Source organism: Pseudomonas sp. CGJS7, from assembly GCF_036961695.1.
Map to the genome: position 1 here is coordinate 1 of NZ_JBAMDI010000152.1, position 24,071 is coordinate 24,071.

Consider the following 24,071-nt stretch of genomic DNA (forward strand, 5'->3'; position numbering starts at 1 on the left):
CGCGGCGGCCGCGCACAACAGCGCATTGAGTTGCCAGAAACCGCGCCAGCCCTCGACCGCCGCGCCGGTGGCCAGGGCCAGGGCCATGCCCGCGGGCATGTAGCAACTCCAGATCGCGAACACCACCGCGCGGTCCTGCGGCCGCGACAAGCGCTGCAGCACGCTCGCGCCGGCCACCGCGAACAGCAGGAAGCCGGCGCCTTCGAGCACGCGCGTGGCCAGCAGCGCGTTGAGGCTGTGCGCCTGGCTGCCCAGCGCGCTGCCCAGGGCCATCGCGCTCAAGCCGCCGACCTGCATGCGGCGGTCGCCCACCCGCGCCACCAGCGCGCCCACCGGCACGCTGGCGATCAGTCCGAGCAGTCCGAACACCGCCATCAGCCAGCCGCCGCTGCGCAGGTCCAGGCCCAGATCCAGGCGCAGCGCCGGCAGCGCGATGGCGGTCTTGCCGACCTGCAGCGCGGCCGCCAGACCGGCGAAAAACACCGCCGCGACCGCCAGCCAATCGGTGCGCTCGCTGGCGGCGGGCAGCGCCGTGGGGGCGCTCGGTTGCGAAGTCAGGGCCAGGGTTTTCATCGGGTCGGTCGAGGCAGGACGATGGCGGCTACCTTGCGACCTCAACCAAGCTTCAGGTCAACGCGAGCGTCCGGAACACTGCGATCCATCGCCACGCAACGCTGCGCGCGCGGGCCGATCGCGCGCCTGCGAATCGGCCGCCGACGGCCCGCCACCCGGCGCGTTCGCGTCCGCCCCGCCGCAGCGGGCACGCCGCCGCGCCGTCGCCGCCGTTCCCCAGCGCTTCGCGCCGAGGCAAAGCATGAAAGGCGTGACTACGTTCACCTTTTCGACAGAAACTCGATGCAGTAAGGTGGGGCAAAGCGCACCCGCGCACGTTCGTGTCAGGGAGCGCCCGCAGCCGTATCGACCGCAGTGGAATCTGCGGCGGCGATTGCGGCAGGTACGTCTCTGCAACCCCCGGCAGCGACGGTCAGTGGTTCAAACGCGCGGCTGCGGCCGTCATCGCAATGCTGAAAGACGGGGCGACCCGTCGCTGCAAGGGGAGTGGTCATGCATCGAACCCGAGCCGAACTTGATGGCGATCTATGCCAGCTCAGCGCCGCCTTGCCGATCTGGCGACGGCACTGGAGCGACGACGAAGTGTTCTGGACCCGCGTGGACAGCCTGATCGAACGGCTGTTGACGGTGACGCCGCGGCCCGAGCGCGGGCACGTGGTCTCGCACATCAACCGCATGATGGTGTCGCAAGGCTTGCAGCACGCGCCCTACGAGTGAGGCGCGCGGCCGCGAGCGCGGCTACGGACGGCCCGGCTTGAGCAGTTCGTCGAGCAGCGCGCCGACCCGCGCGGCATAGGCATTGGGCGCGAAGCGCTGGGCGAACGCGCGCCGCTGTTCGGCGCTGCCGACCACCGATTCGCGGCTCAGCCGGATCATCAACTGGGCCAGCCCGTGGCGGTCGTGCGGATCGAAGCGCGGCATGTCCATCGGCGCGACTTCTTCCAGCGCGCTGCCTTCGGCCACCGCCACCGGCGTGCCGGCGGCCAGGGCTTCCAGCACCGGCAAGCCGAAGCCTTCGGCGTAGGACGGCTGCCACAAGCGTTCCGCGTCCAGATACAGCCGCGCCAGTTCGGCCTCGGCGACATCGGCGAACCAATGCACGCCGTTGATGCGCTGCAACTCCGGGGCGACGTCTTCGGGCGCTCCGACCACCACCAGGTCGGGGGTGTCGTAGTGCTGGCGCCGCGCGTCCAGCCACGCGCACAAGAACAGATCGGCGTTCTTGCGCGGTTCGCGGGTGCCGACCAGCAGCCAATAGCGCGGCGGCAACGGCCGTTGCAGGCGGCTGCGATCGGCCGGCGCCGGCAGCGGCGCGACCGCATCGGGCAACACGTACAGCTTGTGCGCGTGGGCCGGGTACAGGCGGCCGCATTCGGCGGTGGTGTAGCGCGACGGCGTCCAGATGGCGTCGGCGGCGGCGACCGAATGGCCGATCCGGGCCTCATCGACCAGGCGCGAGGTCAGCGCGCGCCACGGCGAGCTGCGCGGCCGGCGCAGGGTCAGCCGGAACAGATCGTGCAACAGCAGCACTTGCCGCAACTGCGCCGGCTTGCGCCACACCGGCATGCCGTCGTTGGCGCTGGCGATGTAGACGTCGACGCTTTCCTGGCGCAGCGCCTTGGGCAGGAAATCGGCTTGATAGCGCCAGTGCCGGCGCAGCCCGGGCGATTCGGACACCGCGGCCGCGGGCAGGTCGGCGGCGACCGCGATGGCGCGATGCGGATGGCCGAGCGGGGCTTCGGTGAACAACACCGTTTCCACGTCGCCGCGACGGCGCAGGGCGCGTTCCAGGGCCAGGATCTGCCGGCCGGTATCGGTGCCGGGCGCGGCGGTGGCGGCGCGGTAGTCCAGGCCTATGCGCATCGGCGGCCGCCTGCGCGCAATGCGCGCGCGGATGCGCTGGCGGTCGGCCGCGCGCGGGCTGGGATCGCGTTGGAGGTCGGAAACTTCATCGGATGCTGCAGGCCCAGGTCGAAACGACTAACGGGACATGCAGCCGAATCAGCTCTTCTCCATTAGTGCGATCATCGTCACATTTATTATGTGATGGTGCGCGTTCCAGGGCGCAGTAAAAATTGATTCCATTCATGAATATCGTGAACGGTAAGCCGCCCGGATTCAGGCCGGAACGCCTGAACGACACCGTCACAACGCCCTTGACACCCTGTCCGCGCAGGGCATCTATTAGCCGAGTTATTTAACCCACTGGTTCAGTTCAATGCCCGCCGATTCGCTCAGCACCACCTTCGCCGCCCTTGCCGACCCGACCCGGCGCGCGATCCTGGCCCGTCTCGCCAGCGGCGAAGCCGGCGTCACCGAGCTGGCAGAACCCTTCCAGATGAGCCTGCCGGCGATCTCCAAGCACATCAAAGTGCTCGAACGCGCGGGCCTGGTGGCGCGCGGGCGCGAAGCGCAATGGCGGCCGTGCCGGCTGGAAACCGCGCGCTTGCAGGAGGTCTCGGGCTGGCTCGACCGCTACCGCGAGTTCTGGGACCAGCGCCTGCAGCGGCTCGACGACTACCTGGTGCAGTTGCAGCACACCGCAGAGGCAGCCCATGGGCGCGATCCGGATTAGCCGCCGCGCGCTCGCGGCATCGCCTGCGCGTACGGGCCATGGCTGACGCCGGCGCGCCCGTCCGCGGCAAGCGCGCCGCCGCATCCGCCGCGCCGGACAGGGCGCCGTGCTGCGGCCTGCCCAGTCCGCTGGCCAGCGCGATCCGGGTCACCGTCGGCGCGCGGCCCGCGCCAGCGACGGCGGACAGCGCCGCAACGGCGTCGGCACCGAGCAAAGTCAGAACGCCCGAACGCGCTTGAGCGCTGAGTCGATGCGCGCGACGCGCGATCCGTCCTGCGCATCGATCATCCGCATCCCACCGCGACGCCGCATCGCGCATTCAGCGTAGCGATCATTGCGCGCGCCGCATCGGCGAACGCGCGCGGCGAATCGATATCCGCGGCCTGCCGCGCATCGCCGCAAGCGCACATCGCATAGCAAACCGACCTCGCGCATCGCCACCGCACGCACCGCGCCCAATCGCGCCGCGCATCAGCCCGACACACTCCGCAAAGTCGCGAGCCGCTTAAACGGAACTGCGTCGAAGTCCGGCGGCGCGCGAACGCATTAACGTCGACGGTTCGCGCCGCGCGCATGCGCGCCATGCCGCAGCGCGAACGCCGTCGATCCAGGGGATGCTCGAAAACCTAAGAAAAACCCGGCATTTGCCTGCGATTTCGCAACCGGTGCATATCCGGTTACGCGCTCGCGCGCAGTGTTCTTGATCTGACGGCACAACGGCGCATGCGGGTCTTTTCGAAACTGATCGCCGTAGTCGCATCGATTCGCAAAAGGGAAACCACCCACAGGAGCCGACCATGCCGCACGCCACACTCAGCCGCGCCATCTCCCGCGCGCTGTTCGCAGCCACCATCGTCAGCGCCGCGCCGCTCGCCGCCCAAGCGCAAGACGCGCCGCCCGCCACCACGCTCGAACGTATCGAAGTCACCGGTTCCAACATCAGCCGCGGCGACATGGAAACCGCATCGCCGGTGCAAGTGGTGAGCCGCGAAGAGATCGACCGCACCGGCAAGGCGACCATCGCCGAATACCTGCAGACGCTGACCACCGACGGCTCCGGCTCGGTGCCGCGCAGCTACGGCACCGGCTTCGCCGCCGGCGGCACCGGCGTGTCCTTGCGCGGTCTGGGCGCGGGTTCGACCCTGGTGTTGTTGAACGGCCGGCGCACCGCGCCTTACGGCCTGGCCGACGACGGCCAGAAGGTGTTCACCGACCTGAGCACCATTCCGATGGATGCGGTGGAGCGGGTGGAAGTGCTCAAGGACGGCGCCTCGGCGATCTACGGCTCCGACGCCATCGCAGGCGTAGTCAACATCATCCTGCGCAAGGAATTCACCGGCGTCACCGTGCGCAGTTCGATCGGCGTGTCCGGCGAAGGCGACGGCACCCAGGCCAAGGCCTCGGCGACCTTCGGCTTCGGCAGCCTGGCCGAGGACCGCTACAACGTGTTCTTCAACATCGAAGGCAGCCAGACCGACGAGATCCAGGTCGCCGACCGCAGCGACCGCAAATGGATCGGCACCGGCGATGCGCGGCGCTGGGGTTATCCGCAGACCAAGCGCTTCCTGGCCGGCTACATCCTCGGCACCGATGCGACCAGCTCGCCCGCGGGCAACGTCAAGAACCCAGTCACCGGCCAATACCAGTCGCTGCCCGGCTGCGCGCAGCTGTCGCCGGTGACGCCGCAAGATCCGGCCGGCGGCTGTCTGTGGCAATCGGGCCAGTTCAACAGCCTCACGCCCGAAGAGAAATACGTGAACCTGTTCGGCCGCGGCACCTTCGCGATCTCGGACAACTTCGAGGCCTATGTCGAAGCCGGCTATTCGAAGAAGAAGAGCACCTTCTACAACACGCCCTCGGGCGTGTCCGGCGCCTGGGGTTATCCCGGCGGCCCGGTCAACGCCGATTCCGGCGACGGCGCGGTGGTGTTGGGGCCGAACCATCCCGACAACCCGTTCCCCGGCCAGAGCGCCAACCTGCGCTACGCCGCCTTCGATGTCGGCCCTCGCATCATCCGCAGCGACAGCGAATTCAGCCGCGTGCTGGCCGGGATCAAGGGCACCGCCGGCGCCTGGGACATGGACGTGGCGTATCTGCATTCGCAGAGCGATCTGACCAACACCCGCGACGGCTTCCTGCGCTACAGCGCGGTGCGCGACGCGCTCACCAACGGCACCGGCCCCGGCGGCTACTGGCGCATCGGCCAGAACGCCAACCTCAACAACCAGGCGCTGTACGACTACATCTCGCCGACCATCCACGCCGACGGCAAGACCACCCTGGATCTGTTCGACATCAAGGGCTCGCGCTCGCTCGCCGAGCTCAAGGGCGGCTCGCTCGGCATCGCCCTGGGCGCGGAATGGCGCCGGCAGAAGGCCGAACTCAAGCCGCAGACCTACACCGACATGGGCGACATCATCGGTCTGGGTTATTCGGCCTACAGCGGCTCGCAGGAAGTCGCCGCGGCCTACGCCGAAATGGTCGCGCCGGTGCTGGAGAGCCTGGAGCTGTCCGGCGCGGTGCGTTTCGACAGCTACAAGGGCGGCGAAAACGCCACCACGCCCAAGTTCGGGGTGAAGTGGCAGCCGATCCAGCAACTGGCCTTGCGCGCCACTTACGCCGAAGGCTTCCGCGCGCCCAACCCGGCCGAATCGGGCAAGGGCGGTCTGGCCGGTTTCGCCGCGGCCGCCGACTCGCTGCGTTGCCCGGGCGGCACGCCCGCGCCCGGCGGCAGCGTGCGCGACTGCGACATCCAGATCGCGGTGATCACCAGCCCCAATCCCGATCTCAAGCCCGAGGAATCCAAGAGCTACACCGTCGGCCTGGTGTTCGAGCCCACGCCCAACACCACCATGACCCTGGACGGTTGGCAGATCGAGCGCAGCAACGAGATCAACGTGGAAACCACCGACGCGGCGATCGCCGCCGGCCACGTGATCCGCAGCGACAACAACCTGCCCGGCCAACCCAACAGCGGCACCTTGCTGGCGGCGCTGGCCAGTTACGTCAACTCGGCCTCCACCACCGTGCGCGGCATCGATCTGGACGTGCGCCAGCGCTTCGACCTGGACGCGCACGGCAAGCTCAGCCTGGACCTGCAGTGGAGCCACGTCAGCAAGTTCGAGCGCGAAGAAGAAGACGGCAGCAAGACCGAGTTCGCCGGCACCCACGGCAACTGCGACGTCACCAACTGCATCGGCACGCCCAAGGACAAGATCAACTTCGGCGCGACCTGGGAGATCGGCCAGTTCAGCCTCAGCGGCGTGGCCAACTACATCTCCAGCTTCAAGAACGTGCGCTTCGAAGGCGGCCCCTGCGCCAGCCGCTACGCCGACGGCAGCAACGCCCCCGGCGGCGGTTGCCGGATTCCTTCGTTCACCACCTTCGATCTGTCCGGCCGCTGGAAGGCCAAGGACGGGGTGGAAGTGTTCGGTTCGATCCAGAACCTGACCGACCGCATCGCTCCGCTCGATCCGTTGACCTACGGCGCCATCAACTACAACCCGATGCATTCCAGCGGCGCGATCGGCCGCTATTTCACCCTCGGAGTGAAGTACACCTTCCAGTGAGCCGGGTACGCCATCGCTAGTCCATCGCAACCGATCTCCAGCCGTTAAGGCGCTTCGCGCATCCGCTCCCAGCGGCCGCGCGCTTATCGGCCCGTTCCGCTCGCGGCGGAACGGGCCGTTTTCTTGTCCGTGTCGGCTGCGTTACTGAGGTGGTCAAGATCGATCGAAAAATGTTCTGCAGAACGACTGCGTGCATTCAAATGGCACGCGAAATTTTTTTGAATTCGAAGAAAAAACAGCCTGAGTGTGGACTCGCTAAACACCGCTGATGCGATACGGCATAAGTCGCGTGTATATCCGGCACAAATGCCTAAAAACGCCTTGATTTCAAGGGGCGGCGCACATGGACGCGGCGGCGAAGACGGTCTATTTTTCGGCCCCGTACGCAGGGGTGCCGGGGCGTAAGTTCGCAACGCAGTCAGTCCAGACCGATCGATCTTCGCCGCGCCGATCCGCGCAGCGGAGGAACTCGCGCATCGGCAGACCGCGGCGATCGCGTCGATTCGAAACGACGAGGGAACGGCACGTCACACGGCGATCGGAATCGCCGTCCGTTCGCCATCACCGGAGTCGTTACATGCCGCATGCCATCCTCACTCGCGCCATCCGCCGCGCCTTGCTCTGCGCGAGCGTCACCAGCGCCGTCTTCGTTCCCGCCGCCGCGTTCGCGCAAACGCAAGCGTCCGGGCCCGCCACCGATCTGGGCCGCATCCAGGTCACCGGTTCCAACATCAGCCGCGGCGACCTGGAAACCGCGTCGCCGGTGCAAGTGGTCAGCCGCGAAGAAATCGATCGCACCGGCAAGGCGACCATCGCCGAGTACTTGCAGACCCTGACCACCGACGGCGCCGGCTCGGTTCCCAAGACCTTCGGCAACGGCTTCGCCGGCGGCGGAACGGGGATTTCGCTGCGCGGTCTGGGCGCGGGTTCGACCCTGGTGCTGTTGAACGGCCGGCGCATGGCCCCTTACGGCTTGGCCGACGATGGCCAGAAAGTCTTCACCGACCTGAGCACCATTCCGATGGATGCGGTGGAGCGGGTGGAAGTGCTCAAGGACGGCGCCTCGGCGATCTACGGCTCCGACGCCATCGCCGGCGTGGTCAACATCATTCTGCGCCGCGAGTACACCGGCGCCACCGCGCGTCTGTCCTACGGCGTGTCCGGCGAAGGCGACGGCCAGCAGAGCAAGGCCTCGCTGACCTACGGTTTCGGCAAGCTCGCCGAGAACGGCTACAACGTGTTCTTCAACGCCGAAGTCAGCCAGAGCGATGAGATCCAGATTTCCGACCGCCGCGGCAGCAAGTGGATCGGCAGCGGCGATATCCGCCCGTGGGGCTACAGCATCACCAGTCAGTTCCTGGCCGGCTACATCAATCCCGGTCGCGCCAGCGCCAGCTCTTCGCCGGTGGGCAACGTGCGCGGGCCGAACGGCTATCGGTCCTTGGGCACGGCCGCCGATTGCGCCCGATACTCCAGCCTCGCGCCCGATCCGCAGGGCGGCTGCGTGTGGGAGGTCGGCCAGTTCCGCAGCCTGACGCCGCAAGAGAAGTACCTGAATCTGTTCGGCCGCGGCACCTTCGCGATCTCGGACAATTTCGAGGCCTATGTCGAAGCGGGTTATTCGAAGAAAAAGAACACCTTCATCACCACCCCCTCGGGCGTGTCCGGCTCCTGGGGCTACCCGGGCGGACCGGTCAACGCCAGCGGCGGCGCGGGTGCGGTGGTGCTGGGGCCCAATCATCCCGACAATCCGTTCCCCGGCACGTCGGCGCCGCTGCGCTACTCGGCGTGGGACGTCGGCCCGCGGGTGACCCGCAACGACAACCAGTTCACCCGGTTCCTGGCCGGCGTCAAAGGCGCGATCGGCAGTTGGGACGTGGACGCGGCCTACCTGCATTCGGAAACCTCGCTGCGCAACGAGCGCGAAGGCTTCCTGCGCTACAGCGCGGTGCGCGATGCGCTGACCAACGGCACCGGCCCCGGCGGCTACTGGCGCCTGGGCACGCGATCGGGCGCGAACTCGCAGGCGTTGTACGACTACATCTCGCCGCGCATTCACGCCGACGCCGAAACCAAGCTGGATCTGTTCGATCTCAAGGGCTCGCGCACGCTGTTCGATCTGCCCGGCGGCGCCTTCGGCATCGCCCTGGGCGGCGAGTATCGGCGCCAGAGCGTCGAGCTGACCCCGCAGTCCTACACCGACCGCGGCGACATCATCGGTCTGGGCTATTCGGCCTACAGCGGCAAGCAGGAAGTCGCCGCGGCCTACATCGAAGCGATCGCGCCGCTGCTTCAGAGCCTGGAACTGTCCGGCGCGGTGCGCTACGACAGCTACAAGGGCGGCGACAGCGCGACCACGCCCAAGCTCGGGCTGAAGTGGAAGCCGATCGAACAACTGGCGCTGCGCGCAACCTACGCCGAGGGTTTCCGCGCGCCCAATCCGGCCGAGTCGGGCAAGGGCGGCCTGGCCGGATTCACCACCGCGCGCGATCCGGTGCGCTGCCCGGGCGGCACCCAGGCGCCGGGCGCCAGCCCCAGCGACTGCAATACCCCGGTCGCGGTGATCACCAGCCCGAATCCGAACCTGCTGCCGGAGCAGTCCAAGAGTTACACCCTCGGCCTGGTGTTCGAGCCGACCGCCTCGACCACGATCACCGTCGATGCCTGGCAGATCCAGCGCAGCGATGAGATCAGCCAGGAAAGCTCCGCCGCGGCGATCGCGGCCGGCCGGGTCGTGCGCAACGACGATTTGCTCGGCGGAGTGCCCGGCACCGGCACCTTGTTGGCGGCGCAGGCGTCCTACGTCAATTCCAACCAGACCCGCGTGCGCGGCATCGACCTGGACGCGCGTCAGGACTTCGATCTGGGCCAGTACGGCGAGCTCGGCGTGGACCTGCAGTGGAGCCACATCACCCGCTTCGAGCGCGAAGACGTGGCCGGCCAAACCCTGGATTACCTCGGCACCCACGGCAATTGCGACATCAGCAATTGCATCGGCACGCCGCGGGACAAGATCAATCTGGGCCTGACCTGGGATCTGGGCAAGTTCAGCCTGAGCACGGTCGCCAACTACGTGTCCGGCCTGCGCAACGTGCACGACACCAGCGAGCCCTGCACCGCCGCGGTGGGCTGCCGGCTGCCTTCGTTCACCACCTTCGACCTGTCCACCCGCTGGCGTCCGGTCGATGGCATCGAGGTGTTCGGTTCGATCCAGAACGTGGCCGACCGCATCGCCCCGCTGGATGCCTTCACCTACGGCGCGGTCAATTACAACCCGATGCACTCCAGCGGCGCGATCGGCCGCTACTTCAATCTCGGGGTGAAGTACACCTTCTAAGCCTCACTCCGGTTGCCAGGAAGGTCTGGGCGCGCCGCCTCGCCGGGGCGCGTTCTTTCGGCCCGTTCCGTGTCCGCGGGACGGGCCGATCTTTTTTCCGTCCGCTCGTGTCGATTCCGCCCAATCCCGTTCGTCGTTCAGATAAGCCGCCGCGCAGCGCCCCGTCGGGGCGCCGGCCGGCCCAAGGACCACGACCATGAAATTCATGCTGATTGTCAAAGCCACCGCCGACAGCGAAGCCGGCACGATGCCCGATACCGAACTGCTCACCGCGATGGGCGAGTACAACGAGGAACTGGTCAAGGCCGGCGTCCTGCTCGGCGGCGAAGGCCTGCACCCCAGCTCGCGCGGCGCGCGAGTCCACTTCGACGGCCGCGCCCGCCGGGTGGTCGACGGCCCGTTCGCCGAAACCCACGAGCTGATCGCCGGTTTCTGGCTGATCCAGGCGCGTTCGCTGGAAGAAGCGGTCGAGTGGGTCAAGCGCGTGCCCAACCTGGACGGCGTGCAATCGCAGATCGAAATCCGCCAGGTGTTCGACCCGGCCGACTTCGGCGAAGCGCTGACCCCGGAGCTGCGCGCGGCCGAAGACCGTCTGCGCGAGGAAGTCGCGCGCCAGGCCGGCTGATCGGGCGGCGCGGCGAAGCAGCCGACCGGGTTCGCGCCCGGTCGATGGCTTCGCCGCTGTCGACGGCCGTTCCGGCGCGCCGTGGACGAACCATTGCGTCGCGGCGATGCGCCGCGCGCAAACCGGCCGGGCCGTCTGAGCCTGCGGCCGCTACAGACATAAACACGCCTTCGCGCGCCCGACCCTTGCGAGCCAGCGCGCGAGGTGGTGTCATCCCTCGCCATGACGGCCACCGACACCCACCGCGCCATCGACGCCGTCTGGCGGATCGAATCGGCCAAGCTCATCGCCGGCCTCACCCGCATGGTCCGCGACGTCGGATTGGCCGAGGAACTGGCCCAGGACGCGCTGGTGGTGGCGCTGGAGAAGTGGCCCGAGAGCGGCGTGCCCGACAATCCTGGCGCGTGGTTGATGCAGACCGCCAAGAACCGCGCCATCGACCGCTTGCGGCGCAAGAAGCTGCTCGATCGCAAGCACGAGGAAATCGGCTACGAGATCGAATCGGGCCAGGACGAGGTCGAGGACGCGTTCTTCGACAAACTCGACGACGACATCGGCGACGATCTGCTGCGGCTGGTGTTCATCTCCTGCCACCCGGTGCTGTCCACCGAAGCGCGGCTGGCGCTGACCCTGCGCCTGCTCGGCGGCCTGACCACCGACGAGATCGCGCGCGCGTTCCTGGCCAGCGAGCCGACCATCGCCCAGCGCATCGTCCGCGCCAAGCGCACCCTGGCCGACGCGCAGGTGCCGTTCGAAGTGCCGCGCGGCGAGGAACTGGCCGAGCGCCTGTCCTCGGTGCTGGAAGTGATCTACCTGATCTTCAACGAAGGCTATTCGGCCACCGCCGGCGACGACTGGATGCGTCCGGGCCTGTGCGAAGACGCGCTGCGCCTGGGCCGCATCCTGGTCGGGCTGATGCCCAAGGAAGCCGAGGTGCACGGGCTGGTCGCGCTGATGGAAATCCAGGCCTCGCGCGCCAAGGCGCGGATCGGCCCGGACGGTCAGCCTATCCTGCTGTTGGACCAGGACCGCAGCCGCTGGGACCGGATCCAGATTCAACGCGGCCTGAGCGCGCTGGAACGCTCGGTGCAACTGGGCGGATCGAACGGGCCGTACACCTTGCAGGCCGCGATCGCCTCCTGCCACGCGCGCGCGGTCAGCGCCCAGGACACGCCGTGGCCGCGCATCGCCGCGTTGTACCAGCGGCTGGCGTTGCGCACGCCTTCGCCGGTGATCGAACTCAATCGCGCGGTCGCTTTGTCGATGGCGTTCGGTCCCGCGGCCGGGCTGCAACTGGCCGACACCTTGGTCGATGAGCCGTCGATGAAGCATTACCACCTGTTGCCGACGGTGCGCGGCGATCTGCTGTTCAAACTGGGCCGGCGCGAGGAGGCGCGCGCCGAGTTCGAGCGTGCGGCCGCGCTAACCCGCAACGAGCGCGAACGCGAGATGTTGCTGGCGCGGGCGGCGCAGAGCGTCTAACAACCGGCCGTGCCCTGCGCGCGGATGGGCGCGGACCGAACCGAAATCGCTTCGACGAAGAACTCACTCATGCGCATCGCCCGCCGCATCGCCTCAGCTTTCGCATTGTCCGCCGCGCTGTTCGCCGCTCCGGCCGGCGCGACGTACTCCATCGTCGCCTGCGACGGCCAAGGCAATTGCGGCGCCGCGGTCGCCACCCACAATCTCGCCGTCGGCGCCAGCGTGATCCACGCGCGGGCCAAGGTCGGCGCGCTGGCGACGCAGTTCGAAACCAACCCGAACTACGGGCCCAAAGGCCTGGACTTGCTGGCCGGCGGGGCGACGGCGAAGGACGCGTTGCAACGTCTGCTCGATGAGGACGGCGGCTTCGAAGGCGGCACCATCGGCGAGCGTCAGGTCGGTTTAGTCGACGCCGGCGGACACGCCGCGGTGTACACCGGCCGCGACGCGCAGGACTCGGCCTGGGCCGGCGCGCGCGCAGGCGAGGGCTATGCGGTGCAAGGCAATGGCCTGGCGTCGGCCCAGGTACTCGACGCGATGGAGCGCGCGTATCGCCGCGGCCGCGGCGAGTTGTCCGAACGCCTGATGGCGGCCTTGCGCGCCGGCCAGGCCGCCGGCGGCCAGCGCATCGGCGGACTGTCGGCGGCGTTGCGCGTGGCCACGCTTGAGGGCGGCTTTCAGGACATCGACTTGCGCGTGGACGGTTCGGCCGATCCGGTCGCCGATCTGTCGCGCTTGCACGATCAGTTCCGCGCCCACCAGGCGATATTGGCCGCGCAACGCGCGGCGCGGCGCGGCGATCTGGTCGCCGCACGCGCTCAGCGCAGCCAAGCGCTGCGTCTGAGTCATCAATGGGACCGGATCTGGCGCAGCGCGGCGCGGTTGACGGTGGCGATGGGCGATCGCGACCGCGCGCTGGAATATCTCGGCGTGTTCGCCGGCATCAACCCGGTGTGGGCGCGCAGCGAAATCGACGACGACATATACGCGCCGTTGCGCGCGGACCCGGCGTTCTCACGATTGCGCGAACGTATCGCGGAGAATTCGCCGGGCGACTGAGGCGCGCCGTTCCGCTCGCCACGGCGCCTCAATCGCGCGTGCTCGACTCCCACGTCGCATGCGTCACCCCCGGCAAGCGACGCAATCGCGCCACCACGGCATCCAGCTCGGCGGCATCGACCGCGGTGCTGACCAAGGTCGCGACGATCTCCACCGAGCTCTCGCCATGCTCATCGACATCGACATCGCCGACCGGATAGCTCGCCGCTTCCAGATGCTCGACCAGCGCATCGCGCGCGGCCGGCGCGGCCTCGGGCTCGACGCTCAAACGCACCTCGTAAGTCGCCTCCGAGGTCTGCTCATCGATCGGAATGCGGTTGATCGCGTTGACCAGCGGCCGCAGCAAGGTATTGCCGGCGATCACGAAGCCGGTCAGCAGCACGCCCTCGGCGATCATGTCCGCGCCGGCGCAGGCGCCGACCGCGGCCGAGCACCACAGGGTCGCGGCGGTATTGAGCCCGCGCACGTTCATGCCTTCTTTCATGATCACGCCGGCGCCGAGAAAGCCGATGCCCGAGACCACGTAAGAAATCACCCGCACCGCCTCGACGCTGCCGGCCAGGCGCATGCCCAGATCGACGAACGCCGCCGCGCCCAGCGCGACCAGCGCGTTGGTGCGCAGGCCCGCGGTGCGCTGGCGGTACTGGCGTTCGGCGCCGATCAGGGTGCCGAGCACGAACGCCGCGAACAGGCTCAGCGCGGTGTCGAGGAACGCGAGCAGGTGAAAGGTCTGGATGAAACGCATGGGCGACTCCGGTCTTTAAGGCAAGCGATTGCGGGCGAAGTGGGCGGCGGGCTCAGCGCGGGTCGTCCAGGCTGAACCGGTCGGCGTCTTCCTCGTAAGCGAAATACTCCGCGTAGCGTGCCCAGGAGGTGACCGCGCGCAGGGTCGCGGCGGCGCGTTCGGCCGACATGTGGTCTTCCAGTTCGTCGCGGAACCGCCGCGCCGGCGCCTGATGCGCGGCGCGTTCGTCCAGCACCCGGCGGATATGCGCGGCCAGCGGCACGTAGGCCGCCAGTTGCTGGGCGAACGAGCGCTTGCGCGCGTCGACGTCGGCGTCGGCGAAGCGTCGGCCGGCCTCGCTCAGGTGCAGGTCGCCGTCGTCGAGCTCGGCCAGGCGCAGCAGCTGCAGGCTTTCGGCGATGGGAAACAATTCATCGATCTCCATGCGCAGATCCGCGGCCAGCGCGGGCAGGTCGGCGCGGCCGCGGTAGGGCGCGGCGGCGACGGCTTCGATCAAACCGGCGATCAGATTGCTCGACACCTGTGGCAGCGGCATGGCCAAGCCGGCGCGCGCGGGCGCGGCCGGGGTTTGCGGCGAACCGGTCATGCGCGCATAGATCGCATCGACCAGGGCGCGGAACGCCGGGTCGAGCCGGTCGCGCGGCTGCGCCAGTTCGACCTGGATTTCTTCGATCACCCGCCCCGGATTGGAGCCGAAGATCAGGATCCGGTCGCACATCAGCACCGCTTCTTCGATGTTGTGGGTGACCATCAGCATCGCCTCGGTCGGCATCCGGCCTTCCGACCACAGGTCGAGCAAATCGGTGCGCAGGGTTTCGGCGGTGAGCACGTCCAACGCCGAGAACGGTTCGTCCATCAGCAGCACCCGCGGCTGCACCACCAGCGCGCGCGCCAGGCCCACGCGTTGGCGCATGCCGCCGGAGAGTTCTTTCGGATATGCGCCTTCATAGCCGTCCAGACCGATCAGATCGATCGCTGCGAGCGCGCGCTTGCGGCGTTCGGCAGCGTGGACGCCGCGCGCCTCAAGTCCCAGCTCGACGTTCTGCAGCACCGTCAGCCACGGGAACAGGGCGAAGCTTTGGAACACCATGGCGATATCGGCCGGCGTTTGCGCCGCATCGCGGTGCACGATCTCGCCTTCGCTCGGCCGGATCAATCCCGCGATGGCGCGCAGCAGGGTCGACTTGCCCGAGCCCGAGCGGCCGAGCAGGCCGACGATCTCGCCCGAATGCAGGCTCAGATCGACCCGGTCGAGCACCCGCAGCGGCGCGGCGCCGGCCTTGTCGTAGCTTTGGCGCAGGCCGCGCACCTGGATCAGGGCCGGGGCGGCGGTACGGATGTGCTGGGAAACGTTCATGGCGATGCTCCAATGCGCGGCGACCGAACGCCGCGCTGAAAAATTAATGAGAGGTATGCGAACGCGGCGGACTTCAGTCCAGCCGCAACCGGCGCTCGGCGTAGACGTACAGCGGCCGCCACAGCGCGCGGTTGAACAAGGTCACGAACAGCGACATCACCGCCACGCCGAGGACGATGCGCGGGAAGTCGCCGGCTTCGGTGGCGCGGGCGATGTAGGCGCCCAGGCCGTGGGCCTGCACGCGCTGATCGCCCCAGTGCACCCACTCGGCGACGATGCTCGCGTTCCACGAGCCGCCCGAAGCGGTCAGCGCGCCGGTGACGTAGTAGGGGAAAATCGCCGGGCCGATCACCCGCCGCCACCACGTCCACGAACGCAGGCCGTAGACGTTGGAGGCTTCGCGCAGATCGGTCGGAAACGCGCTGGCGCCGGCGATCACGTTGAACAGGATGTACCACTGCGTGCCCAGCACCATCAGCGGCGACAGCCACACATCGGGGTTGGCGCCGGTGGCGAGGATCGCGATCACCGCCAGCGGAAACAGCACATTGGCCGGAAACGCCGCCAGCAACTGCGCCAACGGTTGCACCCGTTGCGCCCAGCGCGGCCGCAGTCCGATCCACACCCCGACCGGCACCCAGATCGCGGTGGCGATGGCGATCAACACCGCCACCCGCAGCAGCGTCGCCAAGCCGCCGCCGAAGGCTTCGGCGAGATCGCCCAGCGTCAGCGTGCGGCGACCGTACTCGAACGCGATCCACGCGCCGCACAATGCCGTCGCCGAGACCAGCGCCAGCCAGATGCGATCGCCGCGCCGCACGTCCGCATCCGCGCGCGGCGCCGCAAGGATCGCGCGCGGGCGCCAGCGCCACAGCAGCGCGCGCTGCCACAGCCACGCCAGCGGCCGCAACGCGCGCTTGAGCAGACGCGTGCGCCGCGCCATGGCGTACACCCACGAACCCGGCCGCTGTTGCCCGGCGGTTTGTTCGACCCGGAACTTGTCCGCCCAGGCCACGATCGGGCGGAACAGCAACTGATCGTAGAGCGCGATCAACGCCGCCATGGTCAGCACCGCCCAGATCACCGCGTTAACGTTCTGCTGCGCGATGGCCAAAGCCAGGTACGAGCCGATGCCGGGCAATTCCACGGTGGTGTCGCCCACCGTGATCGCTTCGGAAGCGACCACGAAGAACCAGCCGCCCGACATCGACATCATCATGTTCCACACCAGCCCCGGCGTCGCGAACGGCGCTTCCAGACGCCAGAAGCGTTGCCAGGCGCTGAGCCCGAACCCGCGCGCCACTTCGTCCAGATCGCGCGGCAGCGTGCGCAGCGACTGATAGAACGAGAACGTCATGTTCCAGGCCTGGCTGGTGAAGATCGCGAACACCGCCGCGCATTCCGCGCCGAGCTGGCGGCCGGGGAACAGGCCCAGGAAGAAGCTCACGGTGAAGCTGAGAAAGCCCAGCACCGGCACCGATTGCAGGATGTCCAGCGCCGGCACGATGGCTTGTTCGGCGCGCTGGCTCTTGGCCGCCCAGGTGGCGACGAGGAAGGTGAACAACAGCGAGGCCAGCATCGCCGCGAACATGCGCAAGGTGGTGCGCAGGGCGTATTCGGGCAGGTTAGCGACCTGCAGCGAGACCGGGTCGGCGCTGAGCGCGGCGAGCGGCTCGCGCATCTGCGCCGCGCCGTGGCCGAGCAGCGCGGCGGCGGCGATCAGCAGCGCGAACGCGGCCAGGTCATGGACATTGAACAGATCGCGCGCGCGGCGCGGCGCGGCGATCGCGGGGAAACGCGGGCGGTGGCGGAAGATGGAGATCATGGCGAACCTCGGTACGGCCGGAACGGACGGCGCCGCGGAACAATCCGCTTGCGGCGCCGATGAGGGCGGGTAGCGCGCACGCACCAGGTGGAGGTTCTTCGCCGATACCGGCATCGCCGGTGCCCGGCACCAGCCAGCGGCATTCCAGCCGGCCGCTTGCCGGGTCGCGTCGCCAACGCGCCAGCGGACGGCCGCCGTCGTTGGCCGCTTGCAGTCCGTCGGCGTGGAAGATCGGAGCGGCGTAGGTGGTGTAGATCGCGCGCCCCGCCGGCAACTTGCGTGAGGCGACGTGGAACGATCCCACGAACGACAGGCGCTCGCAGATAGGGCCCTTGAACACCGGGCCGATGAACAGTGGAGTGATGCAGGATTTGAAAAACATGAGTCACCTCGACGATGCGCGGAGCGCGCCGCGCGCTCAGCGCGGCAGCAGCAGGTTCAGGCCCAGCGTCAGCCACGGACTTCGGCCGTCGTCGCTGTGGTCGCCGATCAACACATCCACGCTGTGGCCGGCGCCGAAGCCGCGGCGCAATCCCAGTTGCGCGCCGTGGCCGCGCCGGTGTTCGGCGAATACTTCCGCCAGCACGCTCCAATCGGCGGCCAGCGCGTACTCCAGGCCGATGCCCGCGGTGATCGCGGCGCGGCCATGACGCGGCGCGTTCCAGCCCAGATTGAAATGCCAGCGGTCGCCGCGTTCGGCGTCGGCCACGCTCAGCGGCAGATTGAAATTCCAGCTGTCGAAGCCGCCGTCGCGCGGATGCCAGTTGGCGCCGAGCGAAGCGGCGAGCGCCCAACGCTGCGAAGCGGAGGTGTGCAGCACGCGCTTGGCGCCGAACGCAGCGAGCGTCGGCGCGTGCGGCCGGGCGTAGCCGCTCAGGCCCAGGCCGAACTCGCTGCCGGCGACATCGCAGGCCGGAACCAGCGTCAGCTCGCGCGACGGCGCGGCCGCGCGCAGCCAGCTTTCCAACTGGCAATGGCCGGGCGCGACGGTGCCGGCGTCATCGACGAACAGGCTGGCGCCGGCGCGCGCCGCCGCGACGGGGGCGAGCGAGAGCGCCGCGATCAGGATCAATGCGGTCTTCGGGGGCATCGGCGATCTCCGGAACAACGGAAACGCCAAAGGCCACCTGGGCAGGTGTCTTCAGAGGGAAACTGCAGTACGTGTTGGAGACGCGCGAACCGGTGTCGGGTTCGGCGATTGCGGCTCCGTTCTTCGCGAACGGCGCCGACCTGGGACATCCCAGACCTGTGACGATCCGTCAGCGAATGCGCTGCAGCGTAGGTCTAGATCGACTGTCCAAGGGGGGCCTCTGGAGGGCGGGGAGGGGGTTAGCGGGCGCATGATCCTCGCCGAAAGCGCCCGGGTCAACCCCGGCGGCGCGAGCGCGCGGCCAGCGGCCAGGATCGGTTAACACCGCGGCGGCGCGCGGATTCTTCACAATCGCCTTGCGGTTTTGCGCGAGCATGCGGGTCAGGACGCACCGCCACGGAGACGCGCGGATGAACGAGTTCGACTGGGCCTGGATGGCCTTGCCCTTGCTGGTGCTCAACGGCGTAGCCACGGTGCTGGCGCTGTACGGCCGTTACAACGCCGAACGCTCGCGGCGCAGGCTGGTGGCGTTGATCTGGTTGTTGCCGGTGCTCGGCGCGGCGATCGCGCTGTACGCGGTCATGCAACACAAGCCGCCGGCGGTGCGCATGTCGGTGTCGCGTACGAGCAGGCTGCATCGCGGCGACGGCGCCACGGTGTGGAGTTCGACCATGGCGTATCGCTACACCCAAGAGCGCCACGACAGCGGCGGCAACGGTAGCGGCGACAGCGGCGGCGCGATGGGCGGCGGCGATGGCGGCAGCGGGGATTGCGGCGCTAGCGGCGGCGGTTGCCACTAGCCGACCGCGCCACCCGCGCCACGACGATCAGTCCGCGCGCATCCAGTTCGCGATCAACGACGCCAGCGTCCGCGCCGCCTGCGCTTCGTCCATGCGCTCGGCGCTCATCTCGCGCGACAGCGCTTCGCCCGCGCCGATGATGGCGGTGCAGCGGCGCAGCAGTTCGCCTTCGTCGACCTTGGAATACGGCGCCAGCAGATCGCGGTACATGCGCACGTAGCCCTCGCTCATTTCGCGCTGCACCCGTTCCATCTGCTCATCGCCCTTGAGCGCGGCGAAGATCGCATGGCATTCCGGGCCGGCGGTGCGGAAGCAGCTCATGTAGCTCTCGCCCATCAACGCGGCGACGTCGGCCAGGCGTTTGGGCGTGCGCTCGAAATCTTGCGCCAAGGTCGAGGCCTGACGTTCGTCGATCTGCTGATACAGCGCGATCAACAACCCCGAGCGGGTGCCGAAATGCTCGTACGCGATCGGCTTGCTGACGCCGGCGCGCTCGGCGACATAGCCCAGGGTCAGCGCATCGGTGCCTTGCTCGCGCACGATCGCCATCGCCGTTTCCAGCAATTGTTCGCGGCGCTCGGCCTTGGGCAGGCGTTTGGACGGGGCGGGGATCGGGCTCATGCGGGTCGGGACTCCGGGCGCGCAAATAAACGCTTGACATTGGAGTTCAATCATATCTTACTGTTGGTAACTTACCAATCGTAGCTTGTGGCGAGGCCCATCCCGGGACCGCCGCGGCACGGCCTCATCGGAGTCTTGGTCATGAACGCAAAAACCCTCAAACCCGTGCTGATCATCGGCGGTTCCGGCGTAGTCGGCGCGCAGGGCGCCCACGCGCTGCGCCGCTTGCAGCCGGACCTGCCCATCGCCATCGCCGGCCGCGATCTGGCCCGGGCCGAGGCGGTCGCCGCCCAGGTCGGCAACGCTACGGCGGTGCGGGTGGACCTGCAGCGCGCCGATCTGGGTCTGGGCGAGGACGCGCGGTTCTCGGCGGTGGTGTTGTTCGTCAAGGACGAGACCTCCAACTCGATCAAATACGCGCAGCGCCACGGTCTGCCGTACGTGAGCACCTCCAGCGGCTCGTTCGAAATCGCGCCGGAAGTGACCCGTTATCTGCGCCGTCCGGGCGCCTCGCCGATGCTGCTCGCCAGCCATTGGCTGGCCGGCGCGGCGACCTTGCCGGCGCTGCATTTCGCCCAGGAATTCCGCCGTCTGGACAGCATCCGCATCGCCGCCTTGCTCGATGAGCAAGACATGGGCGGCCCGGCCGCGGCGGCCGATTACGAGCGCCTGACCAGCGCGGCGGCGGCGCAAATCCTCGAACGCGGCCGCTGGCGCTGGGTGCGCGACGCCGAGGCCGCCAGCAGTTTCCTCAGCGTCGACGGCGTCGGAATCCAGGCGGCGGCGTATTCGCCGATGGACGTGGTCAGCCTGGCCGCGGCCACCGACGCGCATTCGATCCGGCTCGACATGGCCCTGGGCGAAAGCGCCAGCCGCCGCCGCGGCGAAGCGTTCTCCACCGAGATCGCGATCGAGCTGGAAGGCGAGCTGCACGACGGCCGGCAAGTGCGCGCGCGTCATGAGCTGGTGCATCCGCAAGGTCAGGCGCCGATCACCGCGGTCGGCATCGCCCTCGGCGTCGAGCGCCTGCTCGGTCTGGCCGGCGGCGAGGCGGTGGCGCCGGGCTTGTACACCCCCGATGTGTTGATCGACCCGGTGTATCAGCTGCGGCGCTTGCAGGAGTTCGGCGTGAGCGTGCAGCGCAAGCCCGACGTCGAGTTGTCGTTGCCCGTCGCCGCCTAAACGCGACGGCCGCTCGCGGCCGCAATCCCGTTTTTTTGCATTCCCACACCGACCGGCGCATCGGCGCCGGTCGCGACCTCTTGCGGCCGCGCGCCGCCCCCGGACGCCGTCATGGACCTCTCCCGTTTCTTCATCGATCGACCGATCTTCGCCGCGGTGCTGTCGATCCTGATCTTCGCCGCCGGCCTGATCGCGCTGCCGCTGTTGCCGGTCAGCGAATACCCCGACGTGGTGCCGCCGACGGTGGTGGTGCGCGCGGTGTACCCCGGCGCCAATCCCAAGGTCATCGCCCAGACCGTGGCCACGCCGCTGGAAGAAGCGATCAACGGCGTGCAGGACATGATGTACATGAAGTCGGTGGCCGGCACCGACGGCGTGTTGGTGACCACGGTGACCTTCCGTCCCGGCACCGATCCGGATCTGGCCCAGGTGCAGGTGCAAAACCGGGTCAGCCAGGCGCAGGCGCGTCTGCCCGAGGACGTGCGCCGGCAAGGCGTGACCACCCAGAAGCAATCGCCGACCATGACCATGCTGGTGCATCTGGTCTCGCCCGGCGGCCGTTACGACTCGCTGTACCTGCGCAACTACGCGACCTTGAAGCTCAAGGACGAATTGTCGCGCCTGCCCGGCGTCGGCCAGACCCAGATGTTCGGCAGCGGCGATTACGCGATGCGGATCTGGCTGGATCCGGCCCGCATCGCCGCGCGCGGCCTGGGCGCCAGCGACGTGGTCGCGGCGATCCGCGAACAGAACGTGCAAGTCTCCGCCGGCCAGCTCGGCGCCGAACCGATGCCCGGTAGCAACGAATTCCTGATTCCGATCAACAGCCAGGGCCGTTTGCAGACCGAGGCCGAATTCGAACAGATCGTGATCAAGAGCGGCAGCGACGGTGAAATCGTGCGGCTTAGCGATGTGGCGCGGGTCGAACTCGACGCCGGCGACTACACCATGCGCGCGCAGCTGGACAACGTCGACGCGGTCGCCATCGGCGTGTTCGAAGCGCCGGGCGCGAATTCGATCGCGCTGTCGGATGCGGTGCGCGAACGCATGCGCGAGCTGGCGCAGCGCTTCCCGCCCGGGCTGGAATACCGGATCGTCTACGACCCGACCGTGTTCGTGCGCGACTCGATCCGCGCGGTGGTGACCACCCTGGGCGAGGCGGTGCTGTTGGTGGTGCTGGTGGTGATCCTGTTCCTGCAGACCTGGCGCGCCTCGATCATTCCGCTGATCGCGGTGCCGGTGTCGGTGGTCGGCACCTTCGCCGCGTTGTACGTGCTGGGTTTTTCGATCAACACCCTGAGCCTGTTCGGTCTGGTGCTGGCGATCGGCATCGTGGTCGACGACGCGATCGTGGTGGTGGAGAACGTCGAGCGCAATATCGAACAAGGGCTGAGCCCGTTGCAGGCCGCGCATCAGGCCATGCGCGAGGTGTCCGGGCCGATCGTGGCGATCGCGCTGGTGCTGTGCGCGGTGTTCGTGCCGATGGCGTTCCTGTCGGGCGTGACCGGCCAGTTCTACAAGCAGTTCGCGGTGACCATCGCCATCTCCACGGTGATCTCGGCGATCAATTCGCTGACCCTGTCGCCGGCCCTGGCCGCGCGTCTGCTCAAGCCGCACGGTGCGGCCAAGGACGCGCCGACGCGGCTGATCGATCGCTTGTTCGGCTGGCTGTTCCGTCCGTTCAACCGATTCTTCAAGACCGGTTCGCAGCGCTACCACGGTGCGGTCGGCCGCCTGCTCGGCCGCCGCGGCGCGGTGCTGGCGGTGTATCTGGTGTTGCTGGCCGGCAGCGGCGCGATGTATCAGGCGGTGCCGGGCGGGTTCATCCCGACCCAGGACAAGCTGTATCTGATCGGCGGGGTCAAGCTGCCCGAAGGCGCGTCGCTGTCGCGCACCGACGCGATGATCCGCAAGATGAGCGAGATCGCGATGCGCACCGAAGGCGTGCACGCCTCGGAAAGCTATCCGGGCCTCAACCCGCTGCAATACACCAACACTCCGAACACCGGAACTTTGTTCTTTGAACTCGAACCGTTGTCCGAGCGCGGCCGCAGCGCCGAGCAGATCAACGCCGAACTCAACGAGCAGTTCGCCGGCTTGCAGGAAGGCGTGGCGTTCTCGTTCATGCCGCCGCCGATCCTCGGCCTGGGCACCGGTTCGGGCTATGCGTTGTACGTGCAGGATCGCGACGGCCAAGGCTATGGCGCGTTGCAGAACGCGCTCAACGACTACACCGCGGCGATCTCGCAAACGCCGGGGCTGGGCTATCCGATCAGCACCTACCAAGCCAACGTGCCGCAGCTCGACGCCCAGGTCGACCGGGTCAAGGCCAAGGCCCAGGGCGTGCCGCTGACCGAATTGTTCGACACCTTGCAGACTTATCTGGGCTCGGCCTACGTCAACGACTTCAACCGTTTCGGCCGCACCTACCAGGTCATCGCCCAGGCCGACGGCGCGCACCGCGACAGCGTCGAGGACATCGCCCAACTGCGGGTGCGCAACGACCGCGGCGACATGGTGCCGCTGGGCTCGATGGTGAGCTTCAGCGAAACCTACGGCCCCGATCCGGTGATCCGCTACAACGGCTACCCGGCCGCGGACCTGGCCGGTGAGGCCGATCCGCGCCTGCTGTCCTCGACCCAGGCGATGCAGTCGCTGGAGCAACTGGCGCGCAAGACCCTGCCCAACGGCATGCGCATCGAATGGACCGATCTGAGCTATCAGCAGGCGACCCAGGGCAAGGCGGCGTTGATCGTGTTCCCGCTGGCGGTGCTGCTGGCGTTCCTGGCGCTGGCGGCGTTGTACGAGAGCTGGACCCTGCCGCTGGCGGTGATCCTGATCGTGCCGGTGACCTTGCTCTCGGCCTTGGCCGGGGTGTGGTTGAGCGGCGGCGACAACAACGTGTTCGTGCAGGTCGGTCTGGTGGTGCTGATGGGATTGGCGTGCAAGAACGCGATTTTGATCGTCGAATTCGCCCGCGAACTGGAGCAGCAGGGCCTGGGCATCGTCGAAGCCGCGCTGGAAGCCTGCCGCCTGCGCCTGCGTCCGATCGTGATGACCTCCATCGCCTTCATCGCCGGCACCGTGCCGCTGCTGTTCGGCGACGGCGCCGGCAGCGAAGTGCGCGCGGCGACCGGGGTGACGGTGTTCGCCGGCATGCTCGGGGTGACCGTGTTCGGTTTGTTCCTGACGCCGGTGTTCTATGTGGCGCTGCGCAAGTGGGTAAGCCGG

General features: G+C 68.3%; 18 protein-coding genes. 10 read left to right on the forward strand and 8 right to left on the reverse strand.

Features of this window, described 5'->3' with window-relative positions; all coding sequences use genetic code 11:
• Positions 1 to 573, reverse strand: a 573-nt coding sequence (locus tag V7787_RS46080; protein WP_336094430.1) for an MFS transporter, incomplete at its 3' end; no start/stop codon positions are given.
• A 492-nt stretch (positions 574 to 1,065) separates the two neighbouring features.
• On the opposite strand from V7787_RS46080, the gene V7787_RS46085 reads away from it, so the two are divergent.
• Entirely contained in the window at positions 1,066 to 1,290 is a 225-nt protein-coding gene (locus V7787_RS46085; RefSeq protein WP_336094433.1) for a hypothetical protein, read from the forward strand.
• A gap of 21 nt (positions 1,291 to 1,311) precedes the next feature.
• Here the strand turns inward: V7787_RS46085 and V7787_RS46090 are convergent, their stop codons facing one another.
• Positions 1,312 to 2,436, reverse strand: a complete 1,125-nt coding sequence (locus V7787_RS46090) for a glycosyltransferase family 4 protein (protein ID WP_336094434.1) — start codon at positions 2,434 to 2,436, stop codon at positions 1,312 to 1,314.
• A gap of 355 nt (positions 2,437 to 2,791) precedes the next feature.
• On the opposite strand from V7787_RS46090, the gene V7787_RS46095 reads away from it, so the two are divergent.
• From V7787_RS46095 to V7787_RS46120, 6 genes are all read left to right on the forward strand, one after another.
• The gene (locus V7787_RS46095) at positions 2,792 to 3,148 is read left to right on the forward strand and encodes an ArsR/SmtB family transcription factor (protein ID WP_336094435.1); all 357 of its coding nucleotides are present in this window, start codon (positions 2,792 to 2,794) and stop codon (positions 3,146 to 3,148) included.
• 797 nt (positions 3,149 to 3,945) lie between these two features.
• On the forward strand, positions 3,946 to 6,717 hold the full coding sequence (locus tag V7787_RS46100) for a TonB-dependent receptor (protein ID WP_336094436.1): 2,772 nt from the start codon (positions 3,946 to 3,948) through the stop codon (positions 6,715 to 6,717).
• Between the two features lie 577 nt (positions 6,718 to 7,294).
• The gene (locus tag V7787_RS46105; RefSeq protein ID WP_336094437.1) at positions 7,295 to 10,054 is read left to right on the forward strand and encodes a TonB-dependent receptor; all 2,760 of its coding nucleotides are present in this window, start codon (positions 7,295 to 7,297) and stop codon (positions 10,052 to 10,054) included.
• 196 nt (positions 10,055 to 10,250) lie between these two features.
• Entirely contained in the window at positions 10,251 to 10,679 is a 429-nt protein-coding gene (locus tag V7787_RS46110) for a YciI family protein (RefSeq protein WP_336094438.1), read from the forward strand.
• Positions 10,680 to 10,901: 222 nt separating this feature from the next.
• Positions 10,902 to 12,161 carry an RNA polymerase sigma factor gene (locus V7787_RS46115; RefSeq protein ID WP_336094439.1) on the forward strand — a complete coding sequence of 420 codons (1,260 nt, stop codon included), beginning with the start codon at positions 10,902 to 10,904 and terminating at the stop codon, positions 12,159 to 12,161.
• Between the two features lie 69 nt (positions 12,162 to 12,230).
• Positions 12,231 to 13,220 carry a DUF1028 domain-containing protein gene (locus V7787_RS46120; protein ID WP_336094440.1) on the forward strand — a complete coding sequence of 330 codons (990 nt, stop codon included), beginning with the start codon at positions 12,231 to 12,233 and terminating at the stop codon, positions 13,218 to 13,220.
• A gap of 28 nt (positions 13,221 to 13,248) precedes the next feature.
• On the opposite strand, the gene V7787_RS46125 is transcribed toward V7787_RS46120, so the two are convergent.
• The 5 genes from V7787_RS46125 to V7787_RS46145 all read right to left on the reverse strand — a co-directional run bounded on the left by V7787_RS46125 (position 13,249) and on the right by V7787_RS46145 (position 18,237).
• Complete coding sequence (locus tag V7787_RS46125; RefSeq protein ID WP_336094441.1) at positions 13,249 to 13,965, reverse strand: MgtC/SapB family protein; 717 nt, start codon at positions 13,963 to 13,965, stop codon at positions 13,249 to 13,251.
• A gap of 52 nt (positions 13,966 to 14,017) precedes the next feature.
• Positions 14,018 to 15,322, reverse strand: coding sequence for an ABC transporter ATP-binding protein (locus tag V7787_RS46130; protein WP_336094442.1), 1,305 nt, complete (start codon positions 15,320 to 15,322; stop codon positions 14,018 to 14,020).
• A 73-nt stretch (positions 15,323 to 15,395) separates the two neighbouring features.
• Complete coding sequence (locus V7787_RS46135; RefSeq protein ID WP_442965367.1) at positions 15,396 to 17,147, reverse strand: ABC transporter permease; 1,752 nt, start codon at positions 17,145 to 17,147, stop codon at positions 15,396 to 15,398.
• Positions 17,065 to 17,529, reverse strand: a complete 465-nt coding sequence (locus V7787_RS46140) for a hypothetical protein (RefSeq protein ID WP_336094443.1) — start codon at positions 17,527 to 17,529, stop codon at positions 17,065 to 17,067. Before V7787_RS46140 ends, V7787_RS46135 begins: the two co-directional genes overlap by 83 nt.
• 36 nt (positions 17,530 to 17,565) lie before the next feature.
• Positions 17,566 to 18,237 (reverse strand): hypothetical protein, encoded by a 672-nt coding sequence (locus V7787_RS46145; protein WP_336094444.1) that lies wholly within the window; start codon positions 18,235 to 18,237, stop codon positions 17,566 to 17,568.
• A gap of 410 nt (positions 18,238 to 18,647) precedes the next feature.
• On the opposite strand from V7787_RS46145, the gene V7787_RS46150 reads away from it, so the two are divergent.
• Positions 18,648 to 19,037: a hypothetical protein gene (locus V7787_RS46150; protein WP_336094445.1), complete on the forward strand. Its 390-nt coding sequence runs from the start codon at positions 18,648 to 18,650 to the stop codon at positions 19,035 to 19,037.
• 27 nt (positions 19,038 to 19,064) lie between these two features.
• Here the strand turns inward: V7787_RS46150 and V7787_RS46155 are convergent, their stop codons facing one another.
• Positions 19,065 to 19,658 (reverse strand): TetR/AcrR family transcriptional regulator, encoded by a 594-nt coding sequence (locus V7787_RS46155; RefSeq protein WP_336094446.1) that lies wholly within the window; start codon positions 19,656 to 19,658, stop codon positions 19,065 to 19,067.
• A gap of 141 nt (positions 19,659 to 19,799) precedes the next feature.
• Here V7787_RS46155 and V7787_RS46160 point away from each other — a divergent pair, with 141 nt between their 5' ends.
• A complete protein-coding gene (locus V7787_RS46160; RefSeq protein WP_336094447.1) occupies positions 19,800 to 20,840 on the forward strand; it encodes an NAD(P)-dependent oxidoreductase in 1,041 nt (346 codons plus the stop codon).
• A 111-nt stretch (positions 20,841 to 20,951) separates the two neighbouring features.
• Positions 20,952 to 24,071: efflux RND transporter permease subunit (locus V7787_RS46165; RefSeq protein ID WP_336094449.1), on the forward strand; the 3,120-nt coding region annotated here is incomplete at its 3' end.